This window comes from Bacillus sp. FSL K6-3154, from assembly GCF_040869395.1.
Taxonomy (GTDB): Bacteria; Bacillota; Bacilli; order Bacillales; family Bacillaceae; genus Bacillus; species Bacillus safensis.
This window is the reverse complement of record NZ_CP152033.1, coordinates 2,957,073-2,982,137: the sequence shown is the minus strand read 5'-3', so window position 1 is coordinate 2,982,137 and position 25,065 is coordinate 2,957,073. Positions and strand designations below refer to the sequence as shown.

Sequence of the window (25,065 nt, the reverse complement as noted above, 5' to 3'; positions counted from 1 at the left end):
TCCCTTGTTTGGCATTTATTTTCTCAGCTTACTCACGATATCAAGTGCTGCTTCATAAAAACCTTCTGAGATGGTCGGATGCGGATGAATCATTTTCGCCATCTCTTCTGCTGTTCCTTCTAAATACATAAAGGAGGAAGCTTCTGAAATCATCTCTGTGACATGCGGGCCAACCATCGTCGCGCCAATCACTTCACCATAGGCTGTATCGTATACCAATTTAATAAAACCTGTTTGCTCGCCTGCCGCTAATGCTTTACCACTTGCTGCTAAATCAAATCGTTCTGCCCGCACGTTAAGTCTTTTGGCTTTTGCCTCTTTTTCAGTTAGACCAACACTTGCTACCTCTGGTAATGTATAAATACATCTAGGCATGATATCAGCATTCATTTTTTCAGAAACACCGCAAATATTACTGACCGCAACAGCGGCTTCTGCCATCGCTGCGTGAGCAAGCTGATAGCCGCCAGCGACATCCCCAACTGCATAGACACCTTCCACGCTTGTCTGCATCTTGTCGTTCACCTTGATAAAAGGACCATCCAGCTGAAGGTCAAGCTGGCTGACAGCAGAAACGCTAGGTCTTCTTCCTACACAAACAAGCAGTCTTTCAGCCGTAAAGATATGGGTCTCTCCTTTATCGTCTGATGCATGAACCGCTTTGATTCCTTCGCTTTCCGTCACCTCTGTCACAGTGGTTTTTTTCGCGATATGGATGCCTTTTTTCTTTAATTCTCTTTCTAGCAGCTTAGATGCTTCCTCATCCTCTTGCGGAATAATAGACGGAGCCGCTTCGATAATCGTGACTTTTGATTGAAGACTCTGGAAGATACAAGCCAGCTCAAGTCCAATGACACCGCCGCCAATGATGACGACAGAAGCCGGAATATCTGGAATGTCAAAGATTGTATCACTTGTGTCAAATTGAATGTCTTTAAGGCCCGGTATTGGCGGAATGGCAGGTGAAGATCCAGTAGCAATGATGAGTTCTTTCGTTTCGATCGATTCTGCCCCATCTTGCTTTTCAATCTCAATCCGGTGCTTTGTAACAGCTGTACCTCTGCCGTTATATACATCAATCTTTCCTTGCTTTAATAAAAAGGCAATTCCGCCTCTGAGCTTTTCAATGACGTCATCTTTGCGCTTTCTCATTTTATCGAAGGTAAGGACCAAATCACCTGTTTCAATTCCCCAGCTTTTCGCCTTCTCAATTGATTCAATGACTTCTGCATGTTTGAGCAGCGTCTTTGAAGGAATACAGCCCCGATTTAAACAAGTACCGCCTAGAAAATCCTCTTCAATCAATGCGACCTTCCGTCCACGCTCAGCTGCTTGAAGGGCGGCAGTATACCCGCCAGGCCCTCCGCCAATGACTGTCAGATCATACGTTTTCGTCATCCGATTCATCTCCTACATTAGCAATTCAAATGGTTGTTCAAGCACTTTTTTAAGATCTGTTAAAAAGGCAGCCGCTGGTGCGCCATCTACCACTCGGTGATCAAACGATAAACTAACGCCCATCATCGGCCGCACCTGAATTTCTCCATCTACTACAACAGGTTTTTCTTGAATGCGCCCAACCCCTAAGATCGCCACTTCCGGCTGATTAATAATCGGGGTAAAGGTATCAATGGCATACATCCCTAAGTTACTAATGGTAAAAGTGGACCCTTTCAGCTGGTCTGGCAGCAGTTTTTGGTCACGTGCGTTTCGGCCGATTTCTTTCGCTTCTTTTGTCAGCTGTTTTAACCCTTTTTGGTTCGCATGAGAAATGACTGGAACCATTAAGCCATCTTTTACAGCGACAGCGAGACCAATGTGCACATCATCATGGAAATGGAGCTCATTTTGTTCAAACGTCATATTGATATGCGGGTGGCGTGTGAGTACGTTGCTGACCGCATGAATGATAATTTCTGTGAACGACAGTCTGTAGCCTGTCTCTTTTTCAATCGCTGGCAATAGCTGTTTGCGTACTTCTTTCGCTTTTGTCATATCGATTTCACTTGTTAATGTCACGTGCGGTGCTGTAAAGGCACTTTGTGACATCCTATCAGCGATCACTTTTCTCATGCCAGCTAGTTTTTGTGTTTTCGCTGGAGAAGACTCTGCTGTTTGTGCAGCTGCTGCCGTTACATCACTCTTCATAATTTTTCCGTGTGCACCAGATCCAGCAACATTCGCTAAATTGATTCCTTCACGAGCAGCCACTTTTTCTGCAAGTGGTGACACGCGCTGATCTTTCTCACTAGAGTGGACGGCCGCCTCGACGTCACGCTTTTGAACTCTGCCTTTAGGTCCTGTGCCAGATACCTCATGAATCGCTACATGATGATCCTTTGCCGTTTTTCTCGCCGCAGGTGTGGCACGTACTTTTTCATTAGGTGTTTTTGGAGCTTCAGTAGAACTGGATGAAGCCGCTTCTGATGAAGACGATTCGCTGCTGTCTGGTGAATCTTCATCTGATTGTGCTGGCGGTTCGCTTGGTACCTGTTCATTTGCCTCTCCGATGTATCCAATGACAGCATTGACTGGAATTTGATCATCGGCTTCATAATATTTCTTTAGAAAAATACCATCATCATAGGCTTCCACCTCAATATTGATCTTGTCTGTCATAATTTCAAAAAGAGGCTCACCGATTTCAACCGAATCTCCTTCTTCTTTAAACCATTGAAGCAAGGTGCCGACTTCCATCGTACTGCTCAGCTTCGGCATAAATATCTCTTTTGGCATGATCTTCTCCCCTTTACTTAAGAGCGCACAAGCTCTTTTGCTGCTTCAATAATATCTGGCACTTGTGGAATGACCGCTTTTTCCAGCGTCGGGTTGTATGGTATTGGGACCGCAAGACCGCCAAGTCGTTTAATTGGAGCATCTAAGTAGTCAAAGGCTTCACTTTCCGCTATCATACTTGCAATCTCTCCGCCATAGCCGCCTCGTTTTACCGCTTCATGAACGACGATACATTTACCTGTTTTCTTCACAGATTCGATAATCGTTTCTTCATCTAATGGGACGAGTGTTCTTGGGTCAATGATTTCAACATCGATTCCCTCGGCTTCTAGTTCCTTCGCCGCTTCTAACGCTTTGTGTACCATAATCGCTGTTGCTACAATCGTGACGTCTTTCCCGCTTCTTTTCACATCTGCTTTCCCTAGAGGAATGGAATATTGCTCTTCAGGCACTTCACCGATTGTTTTATATAAAAGCTTGTGCTCGTAGAAAATGACAGGGTTGTCATCATCCATCGCCGCTTTTAAAAGTCCTTTTGCATCATAGGCTGTTGAAGGCTGAACCACTTTAAGTCCTGGAATATGCGCCATCCACGCTTCTAAGCTTTGGGAGTGCTGCGCCGCTGCACCCGTTCCTGATCCTGCTGGTGTTCTTACGACAAGCGGCACCTTTCCTTTTCCGCCAAACATGTATCGTGTTTTGGCTGCTTGGTTCACAAGCTGATCCATTGCGATTGTGATAAAGTCAGAGAATTGAAGTTCTAAAATCGGCCGCATACCAGTTAAAGCCGCTCCGACTGCCCCACCTGCGATGGCAGCCTCTGAGATAGGTGTATTGCGAACGCGCTCTGGACCGAATTCTTCAATCATGCCGCGCGTGACCCCAAAAGCACCTCCATATACGCCGATATCTTCACCTAAAATGAAGACATCTTGGTTTTCTCTCATTTCCTGACTCATTGCCTCTCGAACGGCTTCTAAATACGAAATCTCTCTCACTGTTGTTTTTGTCACGTGATTCCCCTCCTAATTAGGCGTATACATCCTCTAATAGTGTGTCAATTGACGGTTCTTTACTGTTTTTGGCGAATTCGACAGACGCTTCAATTTCCTGCTTTGCTTCTTCCTGTAGGCTTGCTGCCTGCTCTTCTGTCAAAACATTCAGTTCAATCAAGAGAGACTTAAAGCGTTTGATGCCGTCTTTTTGTCTCCACTCTGTCTCTTCTTCACGTGTACGGTATTTTTTCGCATCACTCTTAGAGTGACCCTTCCAGCGGTATGTTTTCATTTCAATGAGTGATGGGCCTTCTCCCGCTCTCGCACGGCTGACTGCTTCATCAACTGTGTTCATAATTTCGACCATGTCATTTCCATCAACCGTTTTCCCTGGCATTCCGTAGCTTTCTGCTCTTGTTGAAATGTCTTCAATGTTGATCATTTCTTTCACAGGGCCAGACATGCCGTACTGGTTGTTTTCACAAATAAACACAACTGGTAAATCCCAAATAGAAGCAAGGTTTAATGCTTCATGGAAGCTGCCTTCATTTGTGGCACCATCTCCGAAGAAACAAAGAACAACAAAGCCTTCCTGCTTCATTTTAGATGTGAGCGCTGCACCTGTTGCCAGCGGGATACCGCCGCCAACGATTCCATTTGCCCCAAGGTTTCCTTTTTCTAAGTCCGCGATATGCATGGAGCCGCCTTTTCCTTTACAATAGCCGGTTTCACGTCCAAACAATTCAGCCATCATTTTATTAACCTCGGCCCCTTTTGCAATACAGTGACCATGTCCCCTGTGTGTGCTGACGATCTTATCTTTATCTTCTAATACGGCAATCGATCCAACAGCTGACGCTTCCTGTCCAACACATAAATGAGTGGTGCCATGGATAAGTCCTTTTGCAAAAAATTGGTCGACCTTTTCATCAAAATATCTCACTAACCACATTTGTTTATATAAATCTGCTAATTTCTCATGACTAATCTGTTCAGGCAAAGTGATTTGTTTTTGCATTTATTCTCTCCCCTTTACATTTGTTCTTGTGTGTTACATTTGTAATTATCATACGTTTAAGTGTCATCGAAGTCAAGCATTTCTCTCTCATTTTTAAGCGTTTTCATCTTTTGTCCGAAAAAAAGAGAAAGGCAAAGCCCTTTTCCAAAGAACTTCTCTTTCTCTTTTAATCTCATACACTCATTCATCTGGATACATCATGATTTTGACGCTCTCACCCTCAGGATGCCTCGCACATTCTATCGCCTGAAGCAGCTGGCTTAACGGATAACGATGCGTCACCATCTTTTCAGTGTTGACCACTTTTGCTTTCAGAAGCTCAAGGGCTTCACGATAATGATATGGATGCGAGGAATAGGCTCCTACTACCTTCACTTCATCATTGAAAAATCGTTCAGCAGGAATGGGCACATCGCCCTTTGGAAAATGAGCAAACACCAAAATCGTCCCGCCTCGCGCTACAGCCTGAAACGCCTCTTTTAAAAGCGCACTGCTCCCAACAGAAATAATAACGAGGTCCGCTCCCTTTCCATCTGTTTCCTTCATCACCCGGTTTTCAACCGGCTCAGCTGCTGGATGGAAAGCCACATCTGCACCTAAACTCCTCGCTTGCAGCAGCCTGTTCTCATTCACATCTGTTATCATCACTTTCCCAGCCAAATAATATTTGGCGAGCTGCAATTGAATACAGCCAATTTGCCCCGCTCCAAGGATCAATACGGAATCTCCTGGATGAACAGGAGCTCGTTCAAACCCATGCAGACAGCAGGCAACCGGTTCTACCATCGCCCCTTGCTCATACGATACGTCTTTTGGAAGCTTGCCCATCGTGTGCTTGACATGCAAAGCAGGTACACGGATATATTCTGAAAACCCGCCCGGCTCTACATTTGTGGCTGTAAACTGCGGACACATCGTATAAAACCCCTTTTGACAAAAGTCACAGGTGAAACAAGGCACATGATGCGCCACATAAACCCGGTCTCCCGTCTGGACATTTGTCACACGCTTGCCGGTCTCGACAATATCACCAGCGATTTCATGCCCTAACACCGTCCCAGGAGGTACTGTCTCATGCGTTGCTTTGTAAATATCCGTTCCGCATAAGCCGCAGGCTCGCAGCTTTAACAGAACTTCATCATCACCGATGACTGGCCGGTTCCGCTCCTCATACCGAATGTCCTCTGAAGAATAAAAGACAGCTGATTTCATGTAGCAGCATCCTCCTTTTCATCACCCTTCGCAAAATCCTGTAGTGTTTGAACAAGCTGCTTGTACTCACTCATCTCGCTGGATATCCAGTAACGCCCTCCGAATATACGAGCTGGCCCCACCCTGACATAGACTTTCCCGATATGAGGATAAGGCTTTAAAAAAAGCTTTCCTTTAATATCAGAAACTGCATATGTGTGCCATCTGCCAAAAGCCCCTATCTTCAGTTGATCTTCACTAATGATGACGTTTGTCGGCTGGTTCAGTCCTGTAATACTAGAGAGCATGAGAATAGGCAGCGTATAAACGCCTAACACAGCTAACGGGTCAGGTCCTGCTGACCATAACGTATAAAGAGACCAGAGAAAAAACAGACAGATGAGCACAGCCGGAAGAAAAATAGACAACATTGCAGACGTTCGGCTATAAGCATGATGCTGCATGAGACTTCCTCCTTTCAGATCACTAGAAGGAGCCGCAAAAGCTCCTCCATGCAATAACTCTCTACTTGATATGATCGATGATTTTCTCGATATCATCTTCAATACCAAATCCAGTTAAAAAGGATAATGTTTGAATCACAGGTGTCCCTTTTGTATCACTCACAGGCGTTGTTGTCACAATTAAATCAGCACCCTCCGCTTTTTGCGGGACTTCAGATGCCTTACACTGTTCCACGATGACATCATATCCTTTTTCCTTTAACGTTTCTTCTACCTTTTTAGCCACAACCGTTGATGTTGCAACTGCCGTTCCGCATGATACTAATATTTTCTTCGCCATTAGAATCCCTCCAGCTCATTTATTGTTCTTTTTGATCTAAGCCCATTTCTTTCGCATACTGCTTTTTAATATCATTTCGCACCCAGTACCATAGAAGCGCATAAGCCAAAGCACAGATAATCGCTGCAATAAAGTAAGGGTTGCTCGGATCAAGAAGTCTCACCATGATCCAAGGAATAACGTGAGAACCAAGGTCAATACCTGAAATCATGTTTGCCCCTTCTGGGAAATCAAAGCCGACTGCTTTCCCCATGGTTGTCGCAAGCGGTGCAAGGTTCGTTGCGATAAAGAAGACAATCATTAATGTAAAAATACTGTTAATAAGACCGCGAATAATATTTCCACGAGCGGCTGCTACTGCCCAGACAACTGTAAATGGCAGAACCGATAAGTCAGCAAACGGGAGCATGCCATTGTAAGGCAGAACAACTGCGAGCAAAATGGTAATCGGCACCATTAAAAGGGCTACCGCCATATTCGCTGGATGACCAATCACAATCGCTGTATCTAAACCAATATAGACATTTTTCCCTGGGAAACGCTTTTGAATATAAGAACGAGCGCCCTCAGAGATTGGAATGAGCCCTTCCATTAATAGCGCAACCATTCTTGGCATTAAGACAAGAACTGCTGCCATTTGAATACCGAGCGTCATCACACCTTTTGCATCATAGCCGCCAAGAAGACCAATAATGATACCAAGTATGAGACCCATCACAAGCGGTTCACCAAAAATGCCAAAGCGTTTCTTCAATGTTTCTGGATCAGCATGAATTTTGTTTAAACCAGGGATCTTATCAATGATGCGGTTTGACGCATACATGAGCGGGGCAAAGTTGACCGTTTCAGCATGAGCCATCGATACGCCTTTTAATCCAAAATGGTGTTCGATTGTCGGCGCCGTCCAATCGGCTAATTTTAGCGTGATCGCAGAGACGATCAAGCCAACAGCAAGAGCCAAGAACATATTATGATAAGCGTAGTAAGTAACAGAGGCTGCGAAAATCAAATGCCAGAAGTTCCAAATATCCACATTCAGCGTTTTCGTAAAGTTTACGGACAATAAGATGACATTTAATAAAAGCACAAGAGGAATCATGAGCGGGGCAACGGGTGTACCAAAGGATATGGCAGCTCCAATCGGCCATCCAACATCCAAAATATCGAGCTTTAGCCCAAGGGAATTAACCATGGCTTTTGCTGCTGGCCCAAGTCCGCTCACGAGCAAATTAATGACAAGATTGACACCGACAAATCCAATTCCGATCGTAATACCGGCCCTGAAGGATTTCTTAAAGCCCTGCCTTAAAATCATACCGAAAAGCGTCATAATAATCGGGAGCATAATAGTTGGTCCAAGGTCTAATATAAAATCGACGGCTTGCTTGATCATACATCCACCTCCTGAATTTTTCAGATAAAGCGCTTACATATTTTCGTGAATGGCTATTGGTTTAATTCTTGCTGAAGCACGTCAACTGCTTCTTCATATGATGTCATGTGTGAGAGCTTTGTCATCACCTCTTCTTTTCTAAAAAGTGTCATCAGCTTCTCCAGCATCACAAGCTGTTTGCTAGGCTCAGAGATTGCTAGGACAAACACAATTTTGGCTTGCACTGTTTCATCAGGGCTTCCCATCTTATGAAAAATGACAGGTTCCTTTAAAGTAGCTACACTAATCGCTGGTTTGTTCACATGCTCAGGATCTGTATGCGGAATCGCTACCCCAAAGGCTGCCAGTGGAAGGCCTGTAGGATATGTTTTTTCTCTTTCAAGCACTGCTGGTAAAAAGCTCGATTTAATGTACCCTCCAGCTTCTAACCGCCCTGCTAAATATGTGGTCACCTCCTCTCTCGAAGATGCTTCGAACTGCAGCTTAATCAGTTGTTCATCTAACTCAAACAAGCTGTTCAAACAACCACCCCTTTCATTTGGTATAAATATGAACACATGTAACAAAAGAAAGAACATTTTTAGAATAGAACCTTTTATAAAGCGCTTACAATTATGAGTTCTGAAAAATGTTCAATGCTGTTACCTTTGTAAAGATATTATAATATTCAAAATTATAAGTCAATGTCCCTAGGGAAATTTAAATAAAAAAAAGACGCAGTCATCACCGCGTCTCTTCCTTCTAATCTTCTATACTGCTTGTTAAATGTGGCTTCCTATATCTAAAAATTCAGATACAAATAGATTGTCTGTCTGCACTGCCATTTCTTCCTTTGTGCCAATTTTTTCGATTCTTCCTTCATTCATCACCACAACACGATCAGCAATATCGAATGCTTCTTCTTGATCATGTGTCACAAAAATGGTGGTCATTTGAAAGTCACGATGAACTTTTTTCAGCCAATGCCTTAATTCTTTCCTCACCTTTGTATCAAGTGCACCAAAGGGTTCATCTAAGAGGAGTGCCTTCGGCTGAACGGCAAGTGCGCGCGCCAGTGCCACACGCTGCTTTTGCCCGCCTGACAGCTGATCTGGATACCGCTGCTCAAACTGCGTAAGCTGAACAACCTCTAAAAGCTCATGTACCCGCTCTTTGATGTCTTTTTTAGGCAGTCTTTCTCCTCTAGGTTTAATTTTCAGCCCATATGCCACATTATCAAAAACCGTCATATTTCGAAAAAGCGCATATTGCTGAAATACAAAACCGATCTGCCGTTTTCGTACTGGAATGTGTGTGTAATCCTGATCTCCAAATAAAATCTGTCCGTTATTGGCATAATCAAGACCTGCAATGATTCTTAATAAAGTCGTTTTCCCAGAGCCAGATGGTCCTAGTAAAGAGATTAATTCACCATTTCTTATCGATAAATCCACGTTTTGCAAAACCTTTGTCTGACCAAATTGTTTTGATATTTGTTTTGCTGTAATCTCCAAGGCCGATCCCTCCATTTATGTTGACCGCTTGCCAAGCCGGTGATCCCTCTGCTGAATGATTTGCTTAATGATTAAAGTAATGACTGCCACAAACGCCATGAGAGACGCCACAGCAAAAGCGGCTTGAAATTGGTACTCATTGTATAAAATTTCGATATGAAGCGGCATCGTATTGGTCATGCCTCGAATATGACCTGATACAACCGACACGGCACCAAATTCACCAATCGCTCTTGCCCCGGCTAAAATGACACCGTAAAAAAGAGCCCATTTGATATTCGGCAGTGTCACAAAGAAAAAAGTCTTCCATCCGTTTGCACCAAGTGTGAGCGATGCTTCCTCCTCATGAATGCCTTCATGCTGCATAAACGGGATTAATTCTCTGGCAATAAACGGAAATGTAACGAATATGGTGGCTAGGATCATGCCTGGTACAGAATAAATGACTTTCCATCCATTCGCCATAAGCCAAGGTCCTAAAAGCCCGTTTGAACCAAATAAAAGCACAAATACAAGTCCAGCAATCACAGGCGAAACGGCAAACGGGAGATCAATCACAGTCGTTAACAAACGTTTTCCGCGGAAATTAAATTTTGTGATAAGCCATGCAGCACTCACCCCAAAGATCATTTGAAGCGGCAAGGTGACGACGACAATGAAAACAGTCAATTTGATCGCCGCGAGTGTATCTGGATGTGAGATGGCCAGAAGGTATGAACTCCACCCTTTCTCAAATGCTTTTGAAAAAACGGCGATCAGCGGTATGAGTAAAAATAAAATCAAAAAAGCATACACGACCGTAATCAAGAGGATTTTCACCCCTTTAGATTCGGTTACAGGACTTTTATACTGAACATGGTGCTGATGACTAAGCTCTCTCTCCAATGGTTTCACCTCACGTATACTTGTTTTTTCCGCTCAACATACCACTGAATGCCGTGAATCAATAACAGGATGAAAAACGAAAGAAGCAGCATCAAGCATGCAATCGCTGCTGCACCATGATAATCATACTGTTCAAGCTTGGACATGATCATCAGCGGTGTAATTTCTGTTTTAAACGGAATATTTCCAGCAATAAACACAACAGAGCCATATTCACCTAGCGCTCTTGCAAACGCAAGTGAAAATCCAGTCATCACCGCAGGAAACAGGGCCGGCAGCAGTACGTGAAAAAAGGTCTGTCTCCTTGTCGCACCAAGAATCGCCGCAGCCTCTTCGACTTCCTGCTGAAGCCCTTCTATCACAGGCTGAACGGTTCGGATAACGAATGGAATGCCAATAAAAATCAGTGCCAAAATAATCCCAATCGGTGTGTACGCCACCTTTATATGCAGAAATTGACCAATCCATCCATTAGGAGAATAGAGGGTGGTCAGTGCAATACCCGCAACAGCTGTTGGGAGAGCAAAAGGCAAATCAATGAGAGCATCTAAGATTTTCTTTCCATGGAATGTGTACCTGGCGAGAACCCAGGCAATTAGTACACCAAACCCTGCATTGATGAGAGCAGCTGCAAAGGAAGTCGTCACGGTCAGCTGAAGAGACTTCAATACTCTTGCATCGGTAAAAACCTTCCAAATCCCCTCTGCTCCTAATGAAGCCGTCCAAATAAATACCATGGATAAAGGAATGACGACAATCGCACTCACATAAACGAGCGTCACCCCAAGGCTCAGCCCAAATCCAGGCAATATACGTTTTCTTTTATTGGCGGCTGCATGTGCTTTCTTCATCACATCGCCCCCTATTTTTGTCCGCTGTATATTTGATCAAATAATCCGCCATCATCAAAAAATCTTTTCTGCGCCTTTCTCCACCCGCCAAACGCTTGATCAATCGTCACCATATCAATCTTTTTAAACTGGTCTTTATATTTGTTTAAGACTTCTTGATTTCTAGGGCGATAATAGTTTTTCGCCGCAATTTCCTGCCCTTTTTTAGAATATAAATAATCTAAATAAGCCTTCGCCACTTTCTCTGTTCCTTTACGTTTCACATTTTGATCAACAACCGCAACAGGCGGCTCCGCTAGAATACTAATTGATGGGGTGACAATTTCAAATTTGTCTTTGCCTAGTTCGTGCTGCGTTAAATAGGCTTCATTCTCCCATGCAATTAACACATCCCCAAGTCCGCGTTCAACAAAGGTCGTTGTGGCTCCGCGTGCACCTGAATCAAGGACTTCGACATGTTCATATAGCTTTTTGACAAAATCCTTTGTTTTTTCTTCATTCCCATGAAATGTTTTATCGGCGTAGGCCCATGCAGCTAAGTAATTCCATCTCGCACCGCCGGACGTTTTCGGATTTGGCGTAATGATGGACACACCTGGCCGAATCAAGTCGTCCCAATCTTTAATATTTTTGGGATTCCCTTTCTTCACAAGAAACACAATGGTCGATGTATACGGTGTTGACTGATTTGGAAATTCTTTTTGCCAATCTTTTGAAAGCAGTCCGCGATCTGCAATCGCATCAATGTCATACCCTAAAGCCAGTGTTGACACATCTGCCTCGAGTCCATCAATAATCGATCTTCCCTGCTTTCCTGACCCACCATGAGACTGCTTGATCGTGACATCCTCACCTGTTTTGTCTTTCCAATACGTCTGAAAGGCTTGATTGTATTCCTGATACAATTCACGTGTAGGATCATACGAAACATTTAACAGCTCAACCTTTCCCTTTTGGCTTGAGGCTTCGTTTGCGTTTGAGCATGCAGTACTCGTCACAGCCAAGACGAATATAATGGTCACGACCCAGACCCATTTCCACTTTTTCATGTTATCCCGCTCCCCCGTTATCAAAAATAGTGACACCAACCTTGCCGTTTCATACGCAAAAAAGACCCTTAGCCACCTGAAATACATCACAGTCCTGTACTTCAAATTGCCAAGAGCCTTCGGTTGTCCGATCAGCTATGTATGATTGATGTTAGTCTATATATTATTCAAACTATTCACAGGTGTCAACTCTGTTTTTTCATTTAAACAAAAAAAGAAACGCCATCTTGAAGAGGCGCTTCTTTTCCCGGGAAATGGTTTTAATCGGCAGAAAGCTTTAAATTGACACCAACAGCGGTTCCATTTCTCGAGGAGTCAGCTACTCCTGTAAATGTCCCTGCTTTCCGATCAATGAGTAAGGCTTGCACATTTCCTATATCAATAGGTGAACTGCCAAAACGATGACCCATATCATTTAGCTTCGTTCTTACATCAAGGGGAACACCTACTTCGTAACGGTAAGAAGTTGTACTGTTTGTATAAATCCGCGGCTCTTCCACCGCATCTTGCAGCTCCATGTCGTATTCAAGCAAGTTTAATATGGTTTGTGAAACAGAAGCAATAATAGTCGTTCCTCCAGGTGAGCCCACAGTCATGACCGGCTCGTTATCTTTAAATATGATGGTCGGGGTCATACTGGATAATGGACGCTTATTCGGCTGGACTTCATTTGCTCCGCCTGGTCTTGCGTCAAAATCTGTTAGTTCATTGTTTAAGAAAAAGCCATATTCCGGAACAAGAATCCCTGTACCAAATAACTGTTCAATGGTTGTTGTGAATGACACGACATTTCCCCACTGATCAGCAACAGTAAAATGAGTGGTCTCGCCAATGGTTTTATCTTCTGGCTGCGGGACAATTGGGGATGGATTTTTTTCATCCTCATACGCCCATGGATCCCCTTCTTTCGGGTTTTTGTTCATTTGATCTAATTGAATGAGAGAAGCTCTTTTTGAAATGTAATCATCGTCTAGTAGTCCTTTTAGTGGAACATCTACGAATTCGGGGTCGCCTGCATATGCAGCACGGTCAGCATAGGAGAGATGCATTGTTTCAGCTAGCAGCTGATATTTTTCGAATGATTTGGGGTCATATTGTGATAGATTGAAGTGATCTAGTATTTTGAGTATTTGCAGCATAAACACACCGCCTGAGCTTGGTGGAGGCATACTTGCAAGCTGGTATCCTTTATAGTCCCCCCAGATAGGCTTGTCAGTCTTGACCTCATAACGACCAAGGTCATCAGTTGTCATCGTTCCGCCAAAATCTTGGACTGTCTTTGCAAGTGCTTTTGCTACTTTTCCTTCATAAAATGCTTTGCTTCCTTTTTTCGCAATGAGCTTAAATGTTTTCGCAAGACCTGGCTGTACAAGCAGATCGCCTTCTTTGAGCGGCTGATCATCTGGAAGAAAGATTGGCGCTGCGGCCGTTTTTTTCAGCTTTTCTTGATGATCTTCAATGGCTTTTGCTAGCACAGAATCGATTTCAAATCCATCCTCTGCAAGATGAATGGAAGGCTCAATCAATTCCTTCATCGAACGGGTTCCCCACTTATCTAATGCTGCTTCGAGACCTTTTACTGTCCCTGGAACACCAACCGCATTACCGTGTGTGGATCGCTCAGCAAATGGGATGACTTTTCCCTCATCCGTTAAAAACATGTCAGGTGTTGCGCCCTGTGGTGCTCGTTCTCTACTATTGATGATGGATGTTTCTTTTGTCTTTCCATCATAAACCATCATAAAACCACCGCCGCCAATTCCAGACATCATTGGCTCTGTCACATTCAGTGCGTACTGGATGGCAACAGCAGCATCCACTGCGTTTCCACCTTTCTTCAATACATCAGCACCTACTTCTGATGCCAGCGGGTGAGCAGTAGCCACCATGCCATCTTTACCAACAGCTACTTTACTCCCATGAGATTCGTTCGCATTGACTTGGCTGACAGGCAGAAAAAACGAGAAAACAAACAGACATATGGACAAAACAGTTAGAGAAATGCGTTTCATGAACAACACCCCTTCCATATTCTTACTTTGACCTTACCGACTTCTTGACCAGAATACAATAGATTATTCTAAAATTTCAAAAATTTTCATCCTATCATCCTACATTTCCCAAATCAAACATTGTTTTTCAAAACATATGACGCACTCACTCATTAGGAATAAAGACACATCATTTCCAACGATTCAGCTTCAAGGTATAATAAACACAACAAAGAGGGGGAAAAACATTGAACAACAAATGCAGATTATTTTGGGAAGACTATTGGAAAGAGAAATCAGAAAAAGCACCTGCTGACGCGTTTGTTTCGGCGTGGGCATTCGGCTCAGATCCTGATCATTTGCTTGATCTTGTAAAGCAAGGAAAAAAAACAGCCACTTGTTCTGGACACCTTTTTTATGAAAAGGAACAGGAGCCGCTTCCACAACCCGGACAATATGCGGTCATTTTGGACAGCCAAGAAGAACCAAAAGCCATCATTGAAATTACACATGTTGATGTTATGCCAATGAATGAAGTCCCCGTATCATTTGCACAAGCAGAGGGTGAAGGCGACTTATCTTATGACTATTGGTACAGAGAACATAAAGAATTTTTCACAGAAGCACTCCAATCATACGGTTTAGAATTCAAAGAGGATATGCTTCTTGTTTGTGAACGGTTTAAGCTGATTCATTCAGCTTCTTAGCCTTTAAGCGGCGCCAAATATGGCCCGCTTTTTTCGTTGCTTTTCCCCTTTTAGAAAAAGGTGTGTTGAGATCACATCTTTAGGTCAGAATAAGATCAAATAGAAAAAGTGAAGAAATTTTCGACTACACCTGTTTTTTTTCGACAAAAGAATATATAATTATTTGATGTGTGCATTGTCTCATTTATACAATGGAGGGTTTTTACATGTTAAAAAGGAAAAAAGACAAGTTTTCCGTCTTGTTAACGGAAATTGCTAAAAATTTAGATGAAACTGCTGAGTATTTTGTTAGCTATAAAGTAACAAATCAAACCACTCTGAAAGAATTTTCTGACACATTGAAGGAATATGAGACAAAAGGTGATAATCATGTTCATACCATGATTAAAGAGCTGAACAAAGCCTTTATTACACCGATTGAACGTGAAGACATTCTTCAATTGACGAATAGCCTCGATGATGTTTTAGATGGAATTGAGCATTTTTCCGCAACATTAGAAATTTACTCAATTACAAGCTCTGACGAACATATCGACAAATTCAGCCACTACATCAGAGAGTGTGCGAAAGAAATTTTAATCACAATTGATCTACTAGCTGAAAATCGCTTGAAAGATATTCATCCGCACGCAATCAAGATCAAAGAGATTGAACATAATTGTGACAATCTTCATCGTAAATCATTAAAGAACTTGTTTGGAAAAGAAACAGATCCAATTAAAGTGATTCAATACAAAGAAATTTACGAAACACTTGAAGAAATCGCTGATTCCTGTCAAAGTGTTGCCAACAATCTAGAAACAATCATTATGAAGAATGCGTAACGGGGTTAGTTAAACATGGACACATTACTCATCCTTACCATACTTATTGTCATTTGTGCACTTGCTTTTGATTTCATTAACGGGTTCCACGATACAGCAAATGCCATTGCGACTTCAGTTTCAACGAAGGCATTAAAGCCTAGACATGCGATCATCATGGCAGCGTTCATGAACTTCTTAGGAGCAATGACATTTACAGGTGTGGCAAAATCCATTACAAAAGACATCGCAGATCCATTTACACTTCAAAACGGCTCTGTTGTGATCTTGGCTGCTTTAATTGCCGCTATCACATGGAACTTGCTTACTTGGTATTACGGGATTCCGAGTAGTTCTTCACATGCATTAATCGGATCAATTGCAGGTGCGGTTATTGCCTCTGCCGGTTTTGGCGCTTTAAACTATTCGGGATTCATTAAAATCATTCAAGCACTTTTGCTTTCACCTATCCTAGCTTTCGTATTGGGATATATCGTGTATACCATTATCAAAATTATATTTAGAAACAACAATCTCGCAAAAACAAATAAACAATTCCGACGTGTTCAAATTTTAACAGCTGCACTGCAATCGTATACCCATGGGACAAACGATGCGCAAAAAGCGATGGGAATTATTACGATGGCTTTAATTGCAGGTAATTTGCATACAACAGACGACATTCCTTTCTGGGTACAATTCTCTTGTGCGCTTGCAATGGGACTCGGTACTTCTATCGGCGGCTGGAAGATTATCAAAACAGTCGGCGGTAAAATTATGAAAATTCGTCCAGTAAACGGAGTATCTGCCGACTTAACGGGTGCAGCTATTATCTTCGGTGCGACGTTTATTCACTTACCTGTTAGTACGACTCACGTTATCTCGTCTTCTATTCTAGGTGTAGGTTCTGCACACAGAGTCAAAGGGGTTAACTGGGGTACGGCAAAACGTATGCTTGTCACTTGGGTGATTACATTACCGATTTCAGGAACTCTAGGAGCTCTTATATACTTTGTGTTAAATGCGATTCTCTAATATCAAAGACCTGTCTAACAGGTCTTTTTTTATTTGCCCGCACACTTAAAACCCTTTTCCTGCAGGACATTTTTTCATGAAGCAGGGTTTCCAATCATATCCATAGATATAAACAAGTATTCATCTGTCTATGGGAGAGAAGAACATGCTATTATTTTTTCAATTGACTGTATGGTTATTGCTAGGTGCTCTTGCAGTGTATGTATTTGCAGTTTGGCGCTTTGAACAAAAAGTAAAAGAAAAGATGTTTGCCATTCGTAAAACGTGGTATTGGATTTATGTAGCGGGTGCTGTTGTGTACTGGACAAATGACCCTTCTTCTATCTTCACCGATTGGATGCACTACTTGATCATTGCCGTATTTTTCGCATTAACTGATGCTTTCATCTTTCTTAGCTCCTATATTAAGAAACTCGGAAATCATGAGCTGGAAACCGACACCCATCAACTCCTTGAACAAAATAACGATCTCCTTCATTCTTACCTCAATAAACTAAAAACGTACCAATACCTATTGAAAAATGAACCGATCCATGTATATTATGGAAGTGTAGAGGCATATATAGAGGGAATTGAGCGGCTGATTTATTCTTTTGCCGACAAGATGAATATTCAAGCGGTGCTTTGTCCATACGATATGCAGGAACAAAAAGACGACCTGCTTCGGACACTTGACCAGCGAGCTCTTATTCAGGCGAAGCTTGACAGGCAGGAAGTATATTACGATGATTTCGGTCATTTGGTGCTCATCCCATTTTCTGTAGCAGATGCTCATTTTGTCATTAAGCTCACCTCCGATGAGATTGTCACGGAGTTCGACTATTTATTAATGACATCACTTACAACAATTTATGACCTAATCTTGCCTGACGAAGAGGAAGGTGATGAAGATGGACCACGCACTTCAAGGGGATAACAACAACCCTAAGAAAAACCCTTTTAAGATTTTAAAGAAAAAACGCCATATCAGTATGGCCGATTATAAGGTAAGCCCCCATACTGAGCGAATTTTTAAAAAGAATGAACAGCTTCTGGATGAGTATAAAAATAAAAAGGCTTGATTACACTAAAGGACGCGGAACGAAATCCGCGTCCTGCTTCCATTTTCACATAGACTTGCATACAATACACTATACGCTGCAACGATTGAGGTGCCAAAATGAAAAAGAAAATCAAACAACTGAGATATGTTCAGTTTGCCGAATATCAGCCGTCCCCATATACTAAGCGATTAATTGAAAAGAGTGAAACAGCCATCCAATCATACAAACAGAAACACTCACTGATTTAACAGTTTAAGCAGCTTCTCCTTCGTTTTAGGACCGTATACCCCATCACTTGTCAGACCGTTCACCAGCTGAAAGCGCGCTACGGCATTCGCCGTTTTTTCTCCGTAAACACCATCGATGCCTTTATCTGCAGCCGATTTATCAGGGTAAAAATAAACAGCAGCAAGCGCTTTTTGGACGAGGCGTACGTGCTCTCCCTTCGTTAGAGGCGAAGTCACCTTTAAAATCCCATCTGGCAGCTCATACATCATTTTTCCATCATTTCGATAAATTTTGAGAACCTGTCCAATTTGAATCTTGTTCGGGTCGCTAATGTTATTCCACTTCTGAAGATCTTGAACTGTGACGTCATGAGCTTTGGCAATACTCGTTAACGTATCCCCGCTTTTGACGACATACGTGATGACCGTTTCAGGGTCTCCTGCCGTTTCAATTCCTTTTTTAAATTCATTCCATGTAGCGAGAAGCAGACGCGGACATGCTTTTCCAGACCAGTGCTGATGTGTGACCACATTCGCTAGTGGAATATTATGCTCTTTCAGCAGCTTTTGAATGAGCCATTGCGCATGTTTGACCGCTTGTTGGAAATTCCCATCTTCATTTTCACAAATTTCAATCCCGATCGATTTTCTGTTCCCATTTCCATTTCCGTCCCCTGCATGCCAGCCATTTTCATTTAACGGCAGATGCTGAAAGATTTCATGATCATCCACTGTAAAGTGCCAGCTTTCCGCTGTCGTTGGGCGTTTCACATATGCCGCATGACTTTTTGCATCCGCTCCCTTTGACGTGTTTGCTGTGTTATGCACCGTCACATACATCGGTGTCATGGCGTATCCTGGGCGGTTCCCGTTTCCAACTGGAATAAAATCTTGATAAATTTCTACCATGTTCTGCACTCCCTTTTGCTAAATTGAATTGATCTTTCTCATCAATTGGTGGCGTTCGTAAGACAACTTGTGTTTGTTTTAGTGATAAGACTATGGTAAAATTTGAATTCAATCCACTCTTTTTAGTAATGGAAAACGCAAAAATGAAGAAAAAAACAGGAATTAATTCCATTTTCCCTTGATTTTATGTTAAAATTGTTAAAAATAAGCCGATATTAAAAGTAAGTAATAGCTTCATTAGCTATTTAGTCCTATATGGACTTTTCTTTTACGCCAAAAACAGAACATACGTTTGCTTGGAGGTTTTTAAATGACTGGTTTTTTAACCCATTTAGAAGAAGAGATTAAGCGGTTATATGCCAAATTACAAATAAGCGGTCCTGCTTATAGAGACATGCAAAGGATCGCTTCTGAATTTCATGTATGGGTCCACTATGAGGATACTGGCAGCATGATGATCAAACATCAAGGTCTTTACAGTATTATATTAAACAGATCTCTATCGTCAGAGGAACAATGGCAGGATTTTGCCCACGAGCTTTGTCATGTGCTGAAGCATGCAGGCAACCATTTCAAGATGCACAAACTCTTTCGAGAACTGCAAGAGTTTCAAGCTAAACAATTCATGTATCACTTTTGTGTGCCGACCTTTATGCTGATGCAAATGAAGCTTCCAAACCTTCGGCAGCAAGCCATTTTGCACATTGCGCAAACATTTCACGTCACCTGGGCTTTCGCTGAAAAGCGGCTCGCCTTGTTCGAACAGCGGAAAGCAGGCATTCGCTTCCAACAAGAGTTTACATCTTATTTAATGAAAGCCGAGAAGGTCGCGGAAAAAGAAGCTGTTTATCAAACATAAGCCTCTTCTGCATAGGGCGACAGGGTTTATCCATAAAGATTTAATACTTGCTTGAGTACATTTGTGTACCGATAAAATTGCTCATTTTGCGTTTCACGGCGATAGCGCCGTCTGAAGTCTTGAAAGAATGCTCTTCTTTGCGCCTGACTGATTTCAAGTTGTACACTTTTTCCGGTCAGACATTGATTATTAATATTGTGAGGATGTGTTCCAGAATAGCGATCAGATTCAGATAGCAGCACTGCGGGAAATCCATTAAGCGTTAAACGTTTCACTGTTTCTGCCGCTTTTTCTCTGTCTGTCCCGCCCACTAATGTTTGAAGCACCTCCGTTTCCCCGTAGCCATGGAGCGCAAACGTGTAATGATGGGCATTCACTAGAGAAAGGCAGACCGGCTCATTGAAACGTGTGCTTGTAATATGAAGCACATGATTGCCTTTTACTTTAAGGCCTTCAAATAAATACATAGAATCATCACTTGCGATTTCATGAATGAGCTCACTCACGCCAGATTCAATTCCCCCAGCATGAGGGGACAAAACCAAAAGCTGGTCTCCTTTCCGCTCGTGAAGAATTTGATAGTCGATTCCCTCTCTTTCATGAGCGGAAAGCTCTTCATAACTTTGATATGTATCAATGATTTGCGTCATTCCATCTTCCCCATTTCTCTATATGAGCATAAGTCTACTGATCTTAAATTCTTTTGTAAAGGGATTTCGCATGACCTATCGACTTAATACATCCTTAAATTTTCCTTATCTTTTCGGCTATCTGTTGAATTTTGAGAAAAAATGACCGATAATTGAAATGAATAGAACTTTTGGACTATATGAATCTTTTTACATTCTCTCTCATAAATTAGAAATATTGTGATCTACATCTGGAGGAATTCATGTTAAAAAAGAAAACCACCATCACTTTTGTCATCTTAATCCTTAGCTTTGCTGGCATCATTTACTGGAAATGTTTTTCTCTTCAAGGCGTATCTCACGGAACCTTTATCCGCTCGATGACATCACCTGACGGAACATATATCATCAACACCTATCGACATAGCGGAGGGAAACTAAAGGAGAACGCAGTTAGAGCAGAGATTGAAAACAAACTCACCCACCGAAAGAAAACGATTTACTGGAAATACCCTGATAAAGACCCCCTCATCAAATGGAAAAACGGACAGCTTGTTCAAATTGGGCATGAATTTTTAAATGTGGTAAAGGGAGAAACTTACGATTATCGCTTTGATCGGAACAAAAGAAAATAGCGCATCAAAAAAACGAATCCTCTTGGATTCGTTTCAAATTGTTGACAAAGGGCTAAAATGATTTTTAATTTAGCCCTTTGTCTTCTTTTCAGCGTGATAGAAAACCTTTGCAGTCTAGGAAGGACGAGCACTGGAGCGGAGCGAATTGAAACATTCGTGAGCACCAGCGCGCAGGACTGACAAAGAATGCGAGGGTTTGTCTACACGCTGAAACGAATCTAATTGGATTCGTTTTTTACGTTGCCATCACATGCTGCATAAATTCTTTCATTTCTTTACTTACGATTGTCAGTCGTTCCACAATTTCACTAAACTCTGTTACAAGTAAAGCCTGCTCTGCTGATGAACCTTTCATATGTCCCATACTCTCAAGTAATGTATGTATATTGGAGGAAATTCCTTGCAAAGAGCTTTCGATATTTTCTGTTGCACGTGAAGTTTCACTTGAAAGCTTTTGAACCTCACTGGCTACAACACTAAAACCAGCCCCTTCTTTTCCTGCCCTGGCTGCTTCGATTGACGCATTCAATCCTAGCAAACTCGTTTGTTTCGAAATCCCTTTAATCATTTTTGTAATATCGGATGTTTTTTTCGAGCTTTCAAGTGTTTGCTGCGTTTGTAGGGTCATTTCCTCACTTGTCGCAGAAAGCTCTTCTGAATGCGCCGCCACCACATGCACCTTTTCTTGAATACTATGAATGATGTCATTTAATGACTCCATATATGCTTCAAGCTCTAATTGATTTTTAAGCGGAAAACCTAAAGCGAGTGCGCCGATCACTTGTTGATTTTCATCAAAAATTGGCAGACCCATTGCGTTTAACGGTATTCCGTAAACCGATTCAGGCACAAACATACTTGATGTCTCACCTCTAAGCGCTTTTTTCATATTTAAATCATCTGGCTTAATGAGTTCTCCAGCTCGAATTTGAAAATCCACATCTTTCGATGGCAAATACAGCAAGAATTTCTCTCGATCAATGACACCCATCGTCACTTTGTTTTTTAAAATCTGCATCATATAAGGTGCTGCTGTCACAATACTCTGTAGTATATCCAATTTCTCTACCCCCTTATATAGTTTATCGGTCGTTCTTCTTAAATTAATAGATACTTTTTAAAAATAATGATGATGATTAGAAGAAATTCTTCATATTTACGAGTAAAAAGAAGTACTTTTCCTTTCTATATTCAAACGTATATTTGCTATAATTAATGAATTAACATATGATGAAATGATCATGTAATCATTTTGTGTATTCATTGGAGGCGCATGTTGTGACACAACCCATGAAATATGAGCGGGCAATCGTCATTGGCGGAGGTATCACCGGGATGCTCGCTGCAAAAGTTTTATCAACATATTATCATCAAGTCTTAATTATTGAAAAGGATGAACTGCCAGACTCTCCTGAGAATCGTCTCGGCACTCCTCAAGCCTTTCATCCACATAGAATGCTGCCACTTGGCAAACAAATCGTTGAACGTCTATTCCCTGGTTATACAAAAGAGTTACTGGCAATGGACGGATTTAATACCATGCATCAAACCTCTCGATTTATCACAAAAGATGGCGAGTTAACGCTCACTGATACAGAAGAAACTGCCGTCACAAGACGCGCGATGCTAGAGTGGGTGCTGATGCAAAGAATGGTAAAAGAGGAACATGTGCAGTTTTTAGAAAAACATGAAGCCATCTCCCTTCAGTTTAAAGAGGGAACCAATCAAGTCATGGGGCTCATCGTGAAGAACCGGCAAGTAAAACCTGGAAGCATTCATGAAATGAAAGCAGACTTAGTGATCGATACGTCTGGAAGAATGTCCAAATTGCCAAAATGGCTGAAAGACGCTGGATGGACCTTACCAAAGACTGATGAGTTACATGTGTTTCTAGGCTACAGCACAAGATATTATCACATACCATCAGGGGCCCCACCCCTGCAATCAATGGTCGTAGTTGGCCAGCCAGACAAACAAATTCCAACAGGACTGTTTGAACGGGTAGATCATGATTTAGTGGCTGTTCTTCTTTCTGCAGCTGGCGGTTCACATTATCCAACAACGGATGCTGATCAATTTGATTCAGAAACCGCTGCACTGACCCACCCCGCGATAGCAGAAGCCATCACCCATTTAACGCCCTTTACAAAACCAAAAGGATTTAGAGTTCCTTCTTGCGTGAGACATCACTATGAACTCATGCAGGATTGGCCAAGTGGATTATTGGTGATGGGCGATGCCTTGTGTACGTTAGATCCCATTCATGGGCAGGGCATGACTAAGGCAGCCCTCGAAGCACAAACTCTTGACCGAATGCTCAAACAAGCACAAAAAAATGAGCGGCTGTCTTTTGAAAAAGACACATTACAACAAATGCAGCAAGCGAGTGAACTTGGCTGGTGGCTTTGTGCGATTGCTGATTTGGCGTGGGACGGCGTCGAGTTAAAAGGAGAAACAACCATCCCCTACTTGACGTTCGTACAGGAATTTTTAAATCGCTACGTACAATACGCCATTGTCACAAAACAGCCTAAACGTCTTGAAGCGTATCACCGGATGCATTCTTTTTTATTAGAACCGAGAGAAATCATCAACTTAGAACAGCTGCACGACATAATTCAAGCTGACACCTCAGGAGAAACCGCCGAATGGTGGAAGCAATGGGATCAAAAGAACGATGAAGGCAACCGAGCTTTTTTCCATGAAGCGGTTCCTGACTTCCGTCTAAAGCACTTGCTGTCATTCGATTGAAACAAAAAAAAGCCCCTTTAAAGGGGGCTTTTTCATTAACGTAATAATTGAAGTACGTTTTGTGGTTGCTGGTTTGCTTGCGCTAACATTGCTTGAGATGCTTGAGAAAGAATGTTGTTCTTTGTGAACTCACTCATTTCTTTCGCCATGTCAACGTCACGAATACGAGACTCAGCAGCTGTTAAGTTTTCAGCAGAAGCACCAAGGTTATTGATTGTGTGCTCTAGACGGTTTTGGACTGCACCAAGTTTAGAACGCTGATCTGAAACTTGTTTGATGGCTCCATCAATAATTGCTAATTGGTCGTTAAATCCACCTTCTTCATCTGCTGCAATTTCGGCGAAATCAGTTACTTTAATAGTAGAAACTGTTTTATCCTCAACTCCAAGTTTATCAGCAGACATTGCTTCAATATGAACTGATAGTTGCTGCGCACCGTTAGCTCCAATTTGGAAAGTTAATTTCTTCGCTTCTCCACCTTCTGGCTCAGCAGCAAAAGTACCATCAAGAAGTTTCTTTCCGTTGAATTCAGTACGGTCAGAAATACCGTTCTTATCTGTACCGTTACCAATTTCTTGAACTAGCGCATCAATTTCTTCTTGAATCGCACCTAGATCTGTATCATCCTGAGTACCTGTGTTTCCAGCTTGTACAACTAGTTCACGAACACGTTGAAGGATTGAGTGAGTTTCAGTCAATGCTCCCTCAGCGGTTTGAATAAGAGAAATACCGTCTTGTGCATTTTTCGTCGCCATTTCTAATCCGCGGATTTGTCCACGCATTTTTTCAGAAATTGCTAGACCTGCTGCGTCATCTCCTGCACGGTTGATTTTAAGACCAGAAGAAAGCTTCTCCATGTTCTTTTGTCCTGCCCCATTGTTTGCAGACAAACGGTTTAATGTGTTAAGTGCTGCGATATTGTGGTTAATTCTCATGTTAAATGACCTCCATGTGTTTGAACCAATTGGACGTCCTTATCCAAAAGTTCTAAATTAGAATTTTTTTGTAAGCCTTACAATCCATTTATCGAACCTTAATGGAATATGTTTAACAAAAAAGGA

27 protein-coding genes are annotated in these 25,065 nt (G+C 42.2%); 9 read left to right on the top strand and 18 right to left on the bottom strand.

All coding sequences use genetic code 11. The features are described 5' to 3' along the window. Positions 1 to 15: 15 nt before the first annotated feature. From lpdA to ggt, 14 genes are all read right to left on the bottom strand, one after another. Positions 16 to 1,398 (bottom strand): dihydrolipoyl dehydrogenase, encoded by a 1,383-nt coding sequence (lpdA, locus tag MHH61_RS15395; RefSeq protein WP_125586345.1) that lies wholly within the window; start codon positions 1,396 to 1,398, stop codon positions 16 to 18. Positions 1,399 to 1,410: 12 nt separating this feature from the next. Then, complete coding sequence (locus tag MHH61_RS15390; protein WP_025093460.1) at positions 1,411 to 2,736, bottom strand: dihydrolipoamide acetyltransferase family protein; 1,326 nt, start codon at positions 2,734 to 2,736, stop codon at positions 1,411 to 1,413. 17 nt (positions 2,737 to 2,753) lie between these two features. Beyond that, positions 2,754 to 3,734, bottom strand: coding sequence for an alpha-ketoacid dehydrogenase subunit beta (locus MHH61_RS15385; protein ID WP_034281944.1), 981 nt, complete (start codon positions 3,732 to 3,734; stop codon positions 2,754 to 2,756). 31 nt (positions 3,735 to 3,765) lie between these two features. Further along, on the bottom strand, positions 3,766 to 4,749 hold the full coding sequence (gene pdhA, locus MHH61_RS15380; protein WP_024424949.1) for a pyruvate dehydrogenase (acetyl-transferring) E1 component subunit alpha: 984 nt from the start codon (positions 4,747 to 4,749) through the stop codon (positions 3,766 to 3,768). 180 nt (positions 4,750 to 4,929) lie between these two features. Then, positions 4,930 to 5,961: an alcohol dehydrogenase catalytic domain-containing protein gene (locus MHH61_RS15375; RefSeq protein ID WP_024426782.1), complete on the bottom strand. Its 1,032-nt coding sequence runs from the start codon at positions 5,959 to 5,961 to the stop codon at positions 4,930 to 4,932. Then, positions 5,958 to 6,404, bottom strand: a complete 447-nt coding sequence (locus MHH61_RS15370) for a hypothetical protein (protein WP_024426781.1) — start codon at positions 6,402 to 6,404, stop codon at positions 5,958 to 5,960. Before MHH61_RS15370 ends, MHH61_RS15375 begins: the two co-directional genes overlap by 4 nt. A gap of 61 nt (positions 6,405 to 6,465) precedes the next feature. Continuing rightward, entirely contained in the window at positions 6,466 to 6,744 is a 279-nt protein-coding gene (locus tag MHH61_RS15365; protein WP_017367077.1) for a PTS sugar transporter subunit IIB, read from the bottom strand. A 19-nt stretch (positions 6,745 to 6,763) separates the two neighbouring features. Continuing rightward, entirely contained in the window at positions 6,764 to 8,137 is a 1,374-nt protein-coding gene (locus MHH61_RS15360; RefSeq protein WP_024426780.1) for a PTS galactitol transporter subunit IIC, read from the bottom strand. Positions 8,138 to 8,190: 53 nt separating this feature from the next. Then, complete coding sequence (locus MHH61_RS15355; RefSeq protein WP_024424952.1) at positions 8,191 to 8,658, bottom strand: PTS sugar transporter subunit IIA; 468 nt, start codon at positions 8,656 to 8,658, stop codon at positions 8,191 to 8,193. Between the two features lie 240 nt (positions 8,659 to 8,898). Further along, a complete protein-coding gene (gene cysA / locus MHH61_RS15350; protein ID WP_169510679.1) occupies positions 8,899 to 9,630 on the bottom strand; it encodes a sulfate/molybdate ABC transporter ATP-binding protein in 732 nt (243 codons plus the stop codon). Between the two features lie 15 nt (positions 9,631 to 9,645). Further along, positions 9,646 to 10,515 (bottom strand): sulfate ABC transporter permease subunit CysW, encoded by an 870-nt coding sequence (gene cysW, locus MHH61_RS15345; RefSeq protein WP_024426779.1) that lies wholly within the window; start codon positions 10,513 to 10,515, stop codon positions 9,646 to 9,648. Positions 10,516 to 10,520: 5 nt separating this feature from the next. After that, on the bottom strand, positions 10,521 to 11,366 hold the full coding sequence (gene cysT, locus MHH61_RS15340; RefSeq protein ID WP_024424955.1) for a sulfate ABC transporter permease subunit CysT: 846 nt from the start codon (positions 11,364 to 11,366) through the stop codon (positions 10,521 to 10,523). An 11-nt stretch (positions 11,367 to 11,377) separates the two neighbouring features. Further along, entirely contained in the window at positions 11,378 to 12,415 is a 1,038-nt protein-coding gene (locus MHH61_RS15335) for a sulfate ABC transporter substrate-binding protein (protein WP_125586349.1), read from the bottom strand. A gap of 260 nt (positions 12,416 to 12,675) precedes the next feature. Then, entirely contained in the window at positions 12,676 to 14,427 is a 1,752-nt protein-coding gene (gene ggt / locus MHH61_RS15330; RefSeq protein ID WP_098677331.1) for a gamma-glutamyltransferase, read from the bottom strand. A 227-nt stretch (positions 14,428 to 14,654) separates the two neighbouring features. Here ggt and MHH61_RS15325 point away from each other — a divergent pair, with 227 nt between their 5' ends. From MHH61_RS15325 to MHH61_RS15300, 6 genes are all read left to right on the top strand, one after another. Continuing rightward, positions 14,655 to 15,113: an ASCH domain-containing protein gene (locus MHH61_RS15325; protein WP_024424958.1), complete on the top strand. Its 459-nt coding sequence runs from the start codon at positions 14,655 to 14,657 to the stop codon at positions 15,111 to 15,113. A 206-nt stretch (positions 15,114 to 15,319) separates the two neighbouring features. After that, a complete protein-coding gene (locus tag MHH61_RS15320) occupies positions 15,320 to 15,937 on the top strand; it encodes a DUF47 domain-containing protein (protein WP_024426775.1) in 618 nt (205 codons plus the stop codon). A gap of 15 nt (positions 15,938 to 15,952) precedes the next feature. Continuing rightward, a complete protein-coding gene (locus MHH61_RS15315) occupies positions 15,953 to 16,951 on the top strand; it encodes an inorganic phosphate transporter (protein ID WP_017359158.1) in 999 nt (332 codons plus the stop codon). A 145-nt stretch (positions 16,952 to 17,096) separates the two neighbouring features. Further along, positions 17,097 to 17,867, top strand: a complete 771-nt coding sequence (locus tag MHH61_RS15310) for a type II toxin-antitoxin system SpoIISA family toxin (protein ID WP_024424960.1) — start codon at positions 17,097 to 17,099, stop codon at positions 17,865 to 17,867. After that, positions 17,836 to 18,012, top strand: coding sequence for a type II toxin-antitoxin system SpoIISB family antitoxin (locus tag MHH61_RS15305; protein WP_080652934.1), 177 nt, complete (start codon positions 17,836 to 17,838; stop codon positions 18,010 to 18,012). The genes MHH61_RS15310 and MHH61_RS15305 overlap by 32 nt, the downstream gene beginning before the upstream one ends. A gap of 98 nt (positions 18,013 to 18,110) precedes the next feature. Further along, on the top strand, positions 18,111 to 18,242 hold the full coding sequence (locus MHH61_RS15300) for a type II toxin-antitoxin system SpoIISB family antitoxin (protein WP_120207232.1): 132 nt from the start codon (positions 18,111 to 18,113) through the stop codon (positions 18,240 to 18,242). Here MHH61_RS15300 and MHH61_RS15295 read toward each other — a convergent pair. Then, positions 18,231 to 19,130: an N-acetylmuramoyl-L-alanine amidase gene (locus MHH61_RS15295; protein ID WP_125586351.1), complete on the bottom strand. Its 900-nt coding sequence runs from the start codon at positions 19,128 to 19,130 to the stop codon at positions 18,231 to 18,233. The two genes, MHH61_RS15300 and MHH61_RS15295, sit on opposite strands and share 12 nt — an antisense overlap. A 310-nt stretch (positions 19,131 to 19,440) precedes the next feature. On the opposite strand from MHH61_RS15295, the gene MHH61_RS15290 reads away from it, so the two are divergent. Next, a complete protein-coding gene (locus tag MHH61_RS15290; RefSeq protein ID WP_024424963.1) occupies positions 19,441 to 19,989 on the top strand; it encodes an ImmA/IrrE family metallo-endopeptidase in 549 nt (182 codons plus the stop codon). Positions 19,990 to 20,015: 26 nt separating this feature from the next. Here MHH61_RS15290 and MHH61_RS15285 read toward each other — a convergent pair whose 3' ends face one another. After that, positions 20,016 to 20,639, bottom strand: coding sequence for a poly-gamma-glutamate hydrolase family protein (locus MHH61_RS15285; RefSeq protein ID WP_125586353.1), 624 nt, complete (start codon positions 20,637 to 20,639; stop codon positions 20,016 to 20,018). Positions 20,640 to 20,881: 242 nt separating this feature from the next. Here MHH61_RS15285 and MHH61_RS15280 point away from each other — a divergent pair, with 242 nt between their 5' ends. Further along, entirely contained in the window at positions 20,882 to 21,253 is a 372-nt protein-coding gene (locus MHH61_RS15280; protein ID WP_024426772.1) for a DUF5412 domain-containing protein, read from the top strand. A gap of 235 nt (positions 21,254 to 21,488) precedes the next feature. On the opposite strand, the gene MHH61_RS15275 is transcribed toward MHH61_RS15280, so the two are convergent. Further along, positions 21,489 to 22,313, bottom strand: coding sequence for a methyl-accepting chemotaxis protein (locus tag MHH61_RS15275; RefSeq protein WP_125586355.1), 825 nt, complete (start codon positions 22,311 to 22,313; stop codon positions 21,489 to 21,491). Between the two features lie 218 nt (positions 22,314 to 22,531). Between MHH61_RS15275 and MHH61_RS15270 the strand changes: the two genes are divergently transcribed. Then, the gene (locus MHH61_RS15270; protein WP_125586357.1) at positions 22,532 to 24,004 is read left to right on the top strand and encodes an NAD(P)/FAD-dependent oxidoreductase; all 1,473 of its coding nucleotides are present in this window, start codon (positions 22,532 to 22,534) and stop codon (positions 24,002 to 24,004) included. Between the two features lie 35 nt (positions 24,005 to 24,039). Here MHH61_RS15270 and hag read toward each other — a convergent pair whose 3' ends face one another. Then, positions 24,040 to 24,939 (bottom strand): flagellin Hag, encoded by a 900-nt coding sequence (gene hag / locus MHH61_RS15265; protein WP_034623420.1) that lies wholly within the window; start codon positions 24,937 to 24,939, stop codon positions 24,040 to 24,042. Positions 24,940 to 25,065 lie beyond the last annotated feature (126 nt).

Bases quoted from the DNA above. Each gene is read 5' to 3' on its own strand.
- MHH61_RS15305 (WP_080652934.1), top strand. From the start codon at position 17,836: ATGAAGATGGACCACGCACTTCAAGGGGATAACAACAACCCTAAGAAA.
- MHH61_RS15370 (WP_024426781.1), bottom strand. From the start codon at position 6,404: ATGCAGCATCATGCTTATAGCCGAACGTCTGCAATGTTGTCTATTTTT.
- lpdA (WP_125586345.1), bottom strand. From the start codon at position 1,398: ATGACGAAAACGTATGATCTGACAGTCATTGGCGGAGGGCCTGGCGGG.
- MHH61_RS15360 (WP_024426780.1), bottom strand. From the start codon at position 8,137: ATGATCAAGCAAGCCGTCGATTTTATATTAGACCTTGGACCAACTATT.
- MHH61_RS15280 (WP_024426772.1), top strand. From the start codon at position 20,882: ATGTTAAAAAAGAAAACCACCATCACTTTTGTCATCTTAATCCTTAGC.
- MHH61_RS15310 (WP_024424960.1), top strand. From the start codon at position 17,097: ATGCTATTATTTTTTCAATTGACTGTATGGTTATTGCTAGGTGCTCTT.
- MHH61_RS15365 (WP_017367077.1), bottom strand. From the start codon at position 6,744: ATGGCGAAGAAAATATTAGTATCATGCGGAACGGCAGTTGCAACATCA.
- MHH61_RS15390 (WP_025093460.1), bottom strand. From the start codon at position 2,736: ATGCCAAAAGAGATATTTATGCCGAAGCTGAGCAGTACGATGGAAGTC.
- ggt (WP_098677331.1), bottom strand. From the start codon at position 14,427: ATGAAACGCATTTCTCTAACTGTTTTGTCCATATGTCTGTTTGTTTTC.
- MHH61_RS15290 (WP_024424963.1), top strand. From the start codon at position 19,441: ATGACTGGTTTTTTAACCCATTTAGAAGAAGAGATTAAGCGGTTATAT.
- MHH61_RS15285 (WP_125586353.1), bottom strand. From the start codon at position 20,639: ATGACGCAAATCATTGATACATATCAAAGTTATGAAGAGCTTTCCGCT.
- MHH61_RS15315 (WP_017359158.1), top strand. From the start codon at position 15,953: ATGGACACATTACTCATCCTTACCATACTTATTGTCATTTGTGCACTT.
- hag (WP_034623420.1), bottom strand. From the start codon at position 24,939: ATGAGAATTAACCACAATATCGCAGCACTTAACACATTAAACCGTTTG.
- cysT (WP_024424955.1), bottom strand. From the start codon at position 11,366: ATGAAGAAAGCACATGCAGCCGCCAATAAAAGAAAACGTATATTGCCT.
- MHH61_RS15295 (WP_125586351.1), bottom strand. From the start codon at position 19,130: ATGGTAGAAATTTATCAAGATTTTATTCCAGTTGGAAACGGGAACCGC.
- MHH61_RS15375 (WP_024426782.1), bottom strand. From the start codon at position 5,961: ATGAAATCAGCTGTCTTTTATTCTTCAGAGGACATTCGGTATGAGGAG.
- MHH61_RS15335 (WP_125586349.1), bottom strand. From the start codon at position 12,415: ATGAAAAAGTGGAAATGGGTCTGGGTCGTGACCATTATATTCGTCTTG.
- MHH61_RS15320 (WP_024426775.1), top strand. From the start codon at position 15,320: ATGTTAAAAAGGAAAAAAGACAAGTTTTCCGTCTTGTTAACGGAAATT.
- pdhA (WP_024424949.1), bottom strand. From the start codon at position 4,749: ATGCAAAAACAAATCACTTTGCCTGAACAGATTAGTCATGAGAAATTA.
- MHH61_RS15300 (WP_120207232.1), top strand. From the start codon at position 18,111: ATGAAAAAGAAAATCAAACAACTGAGATATGTTCAGTTTGCCGAATAT.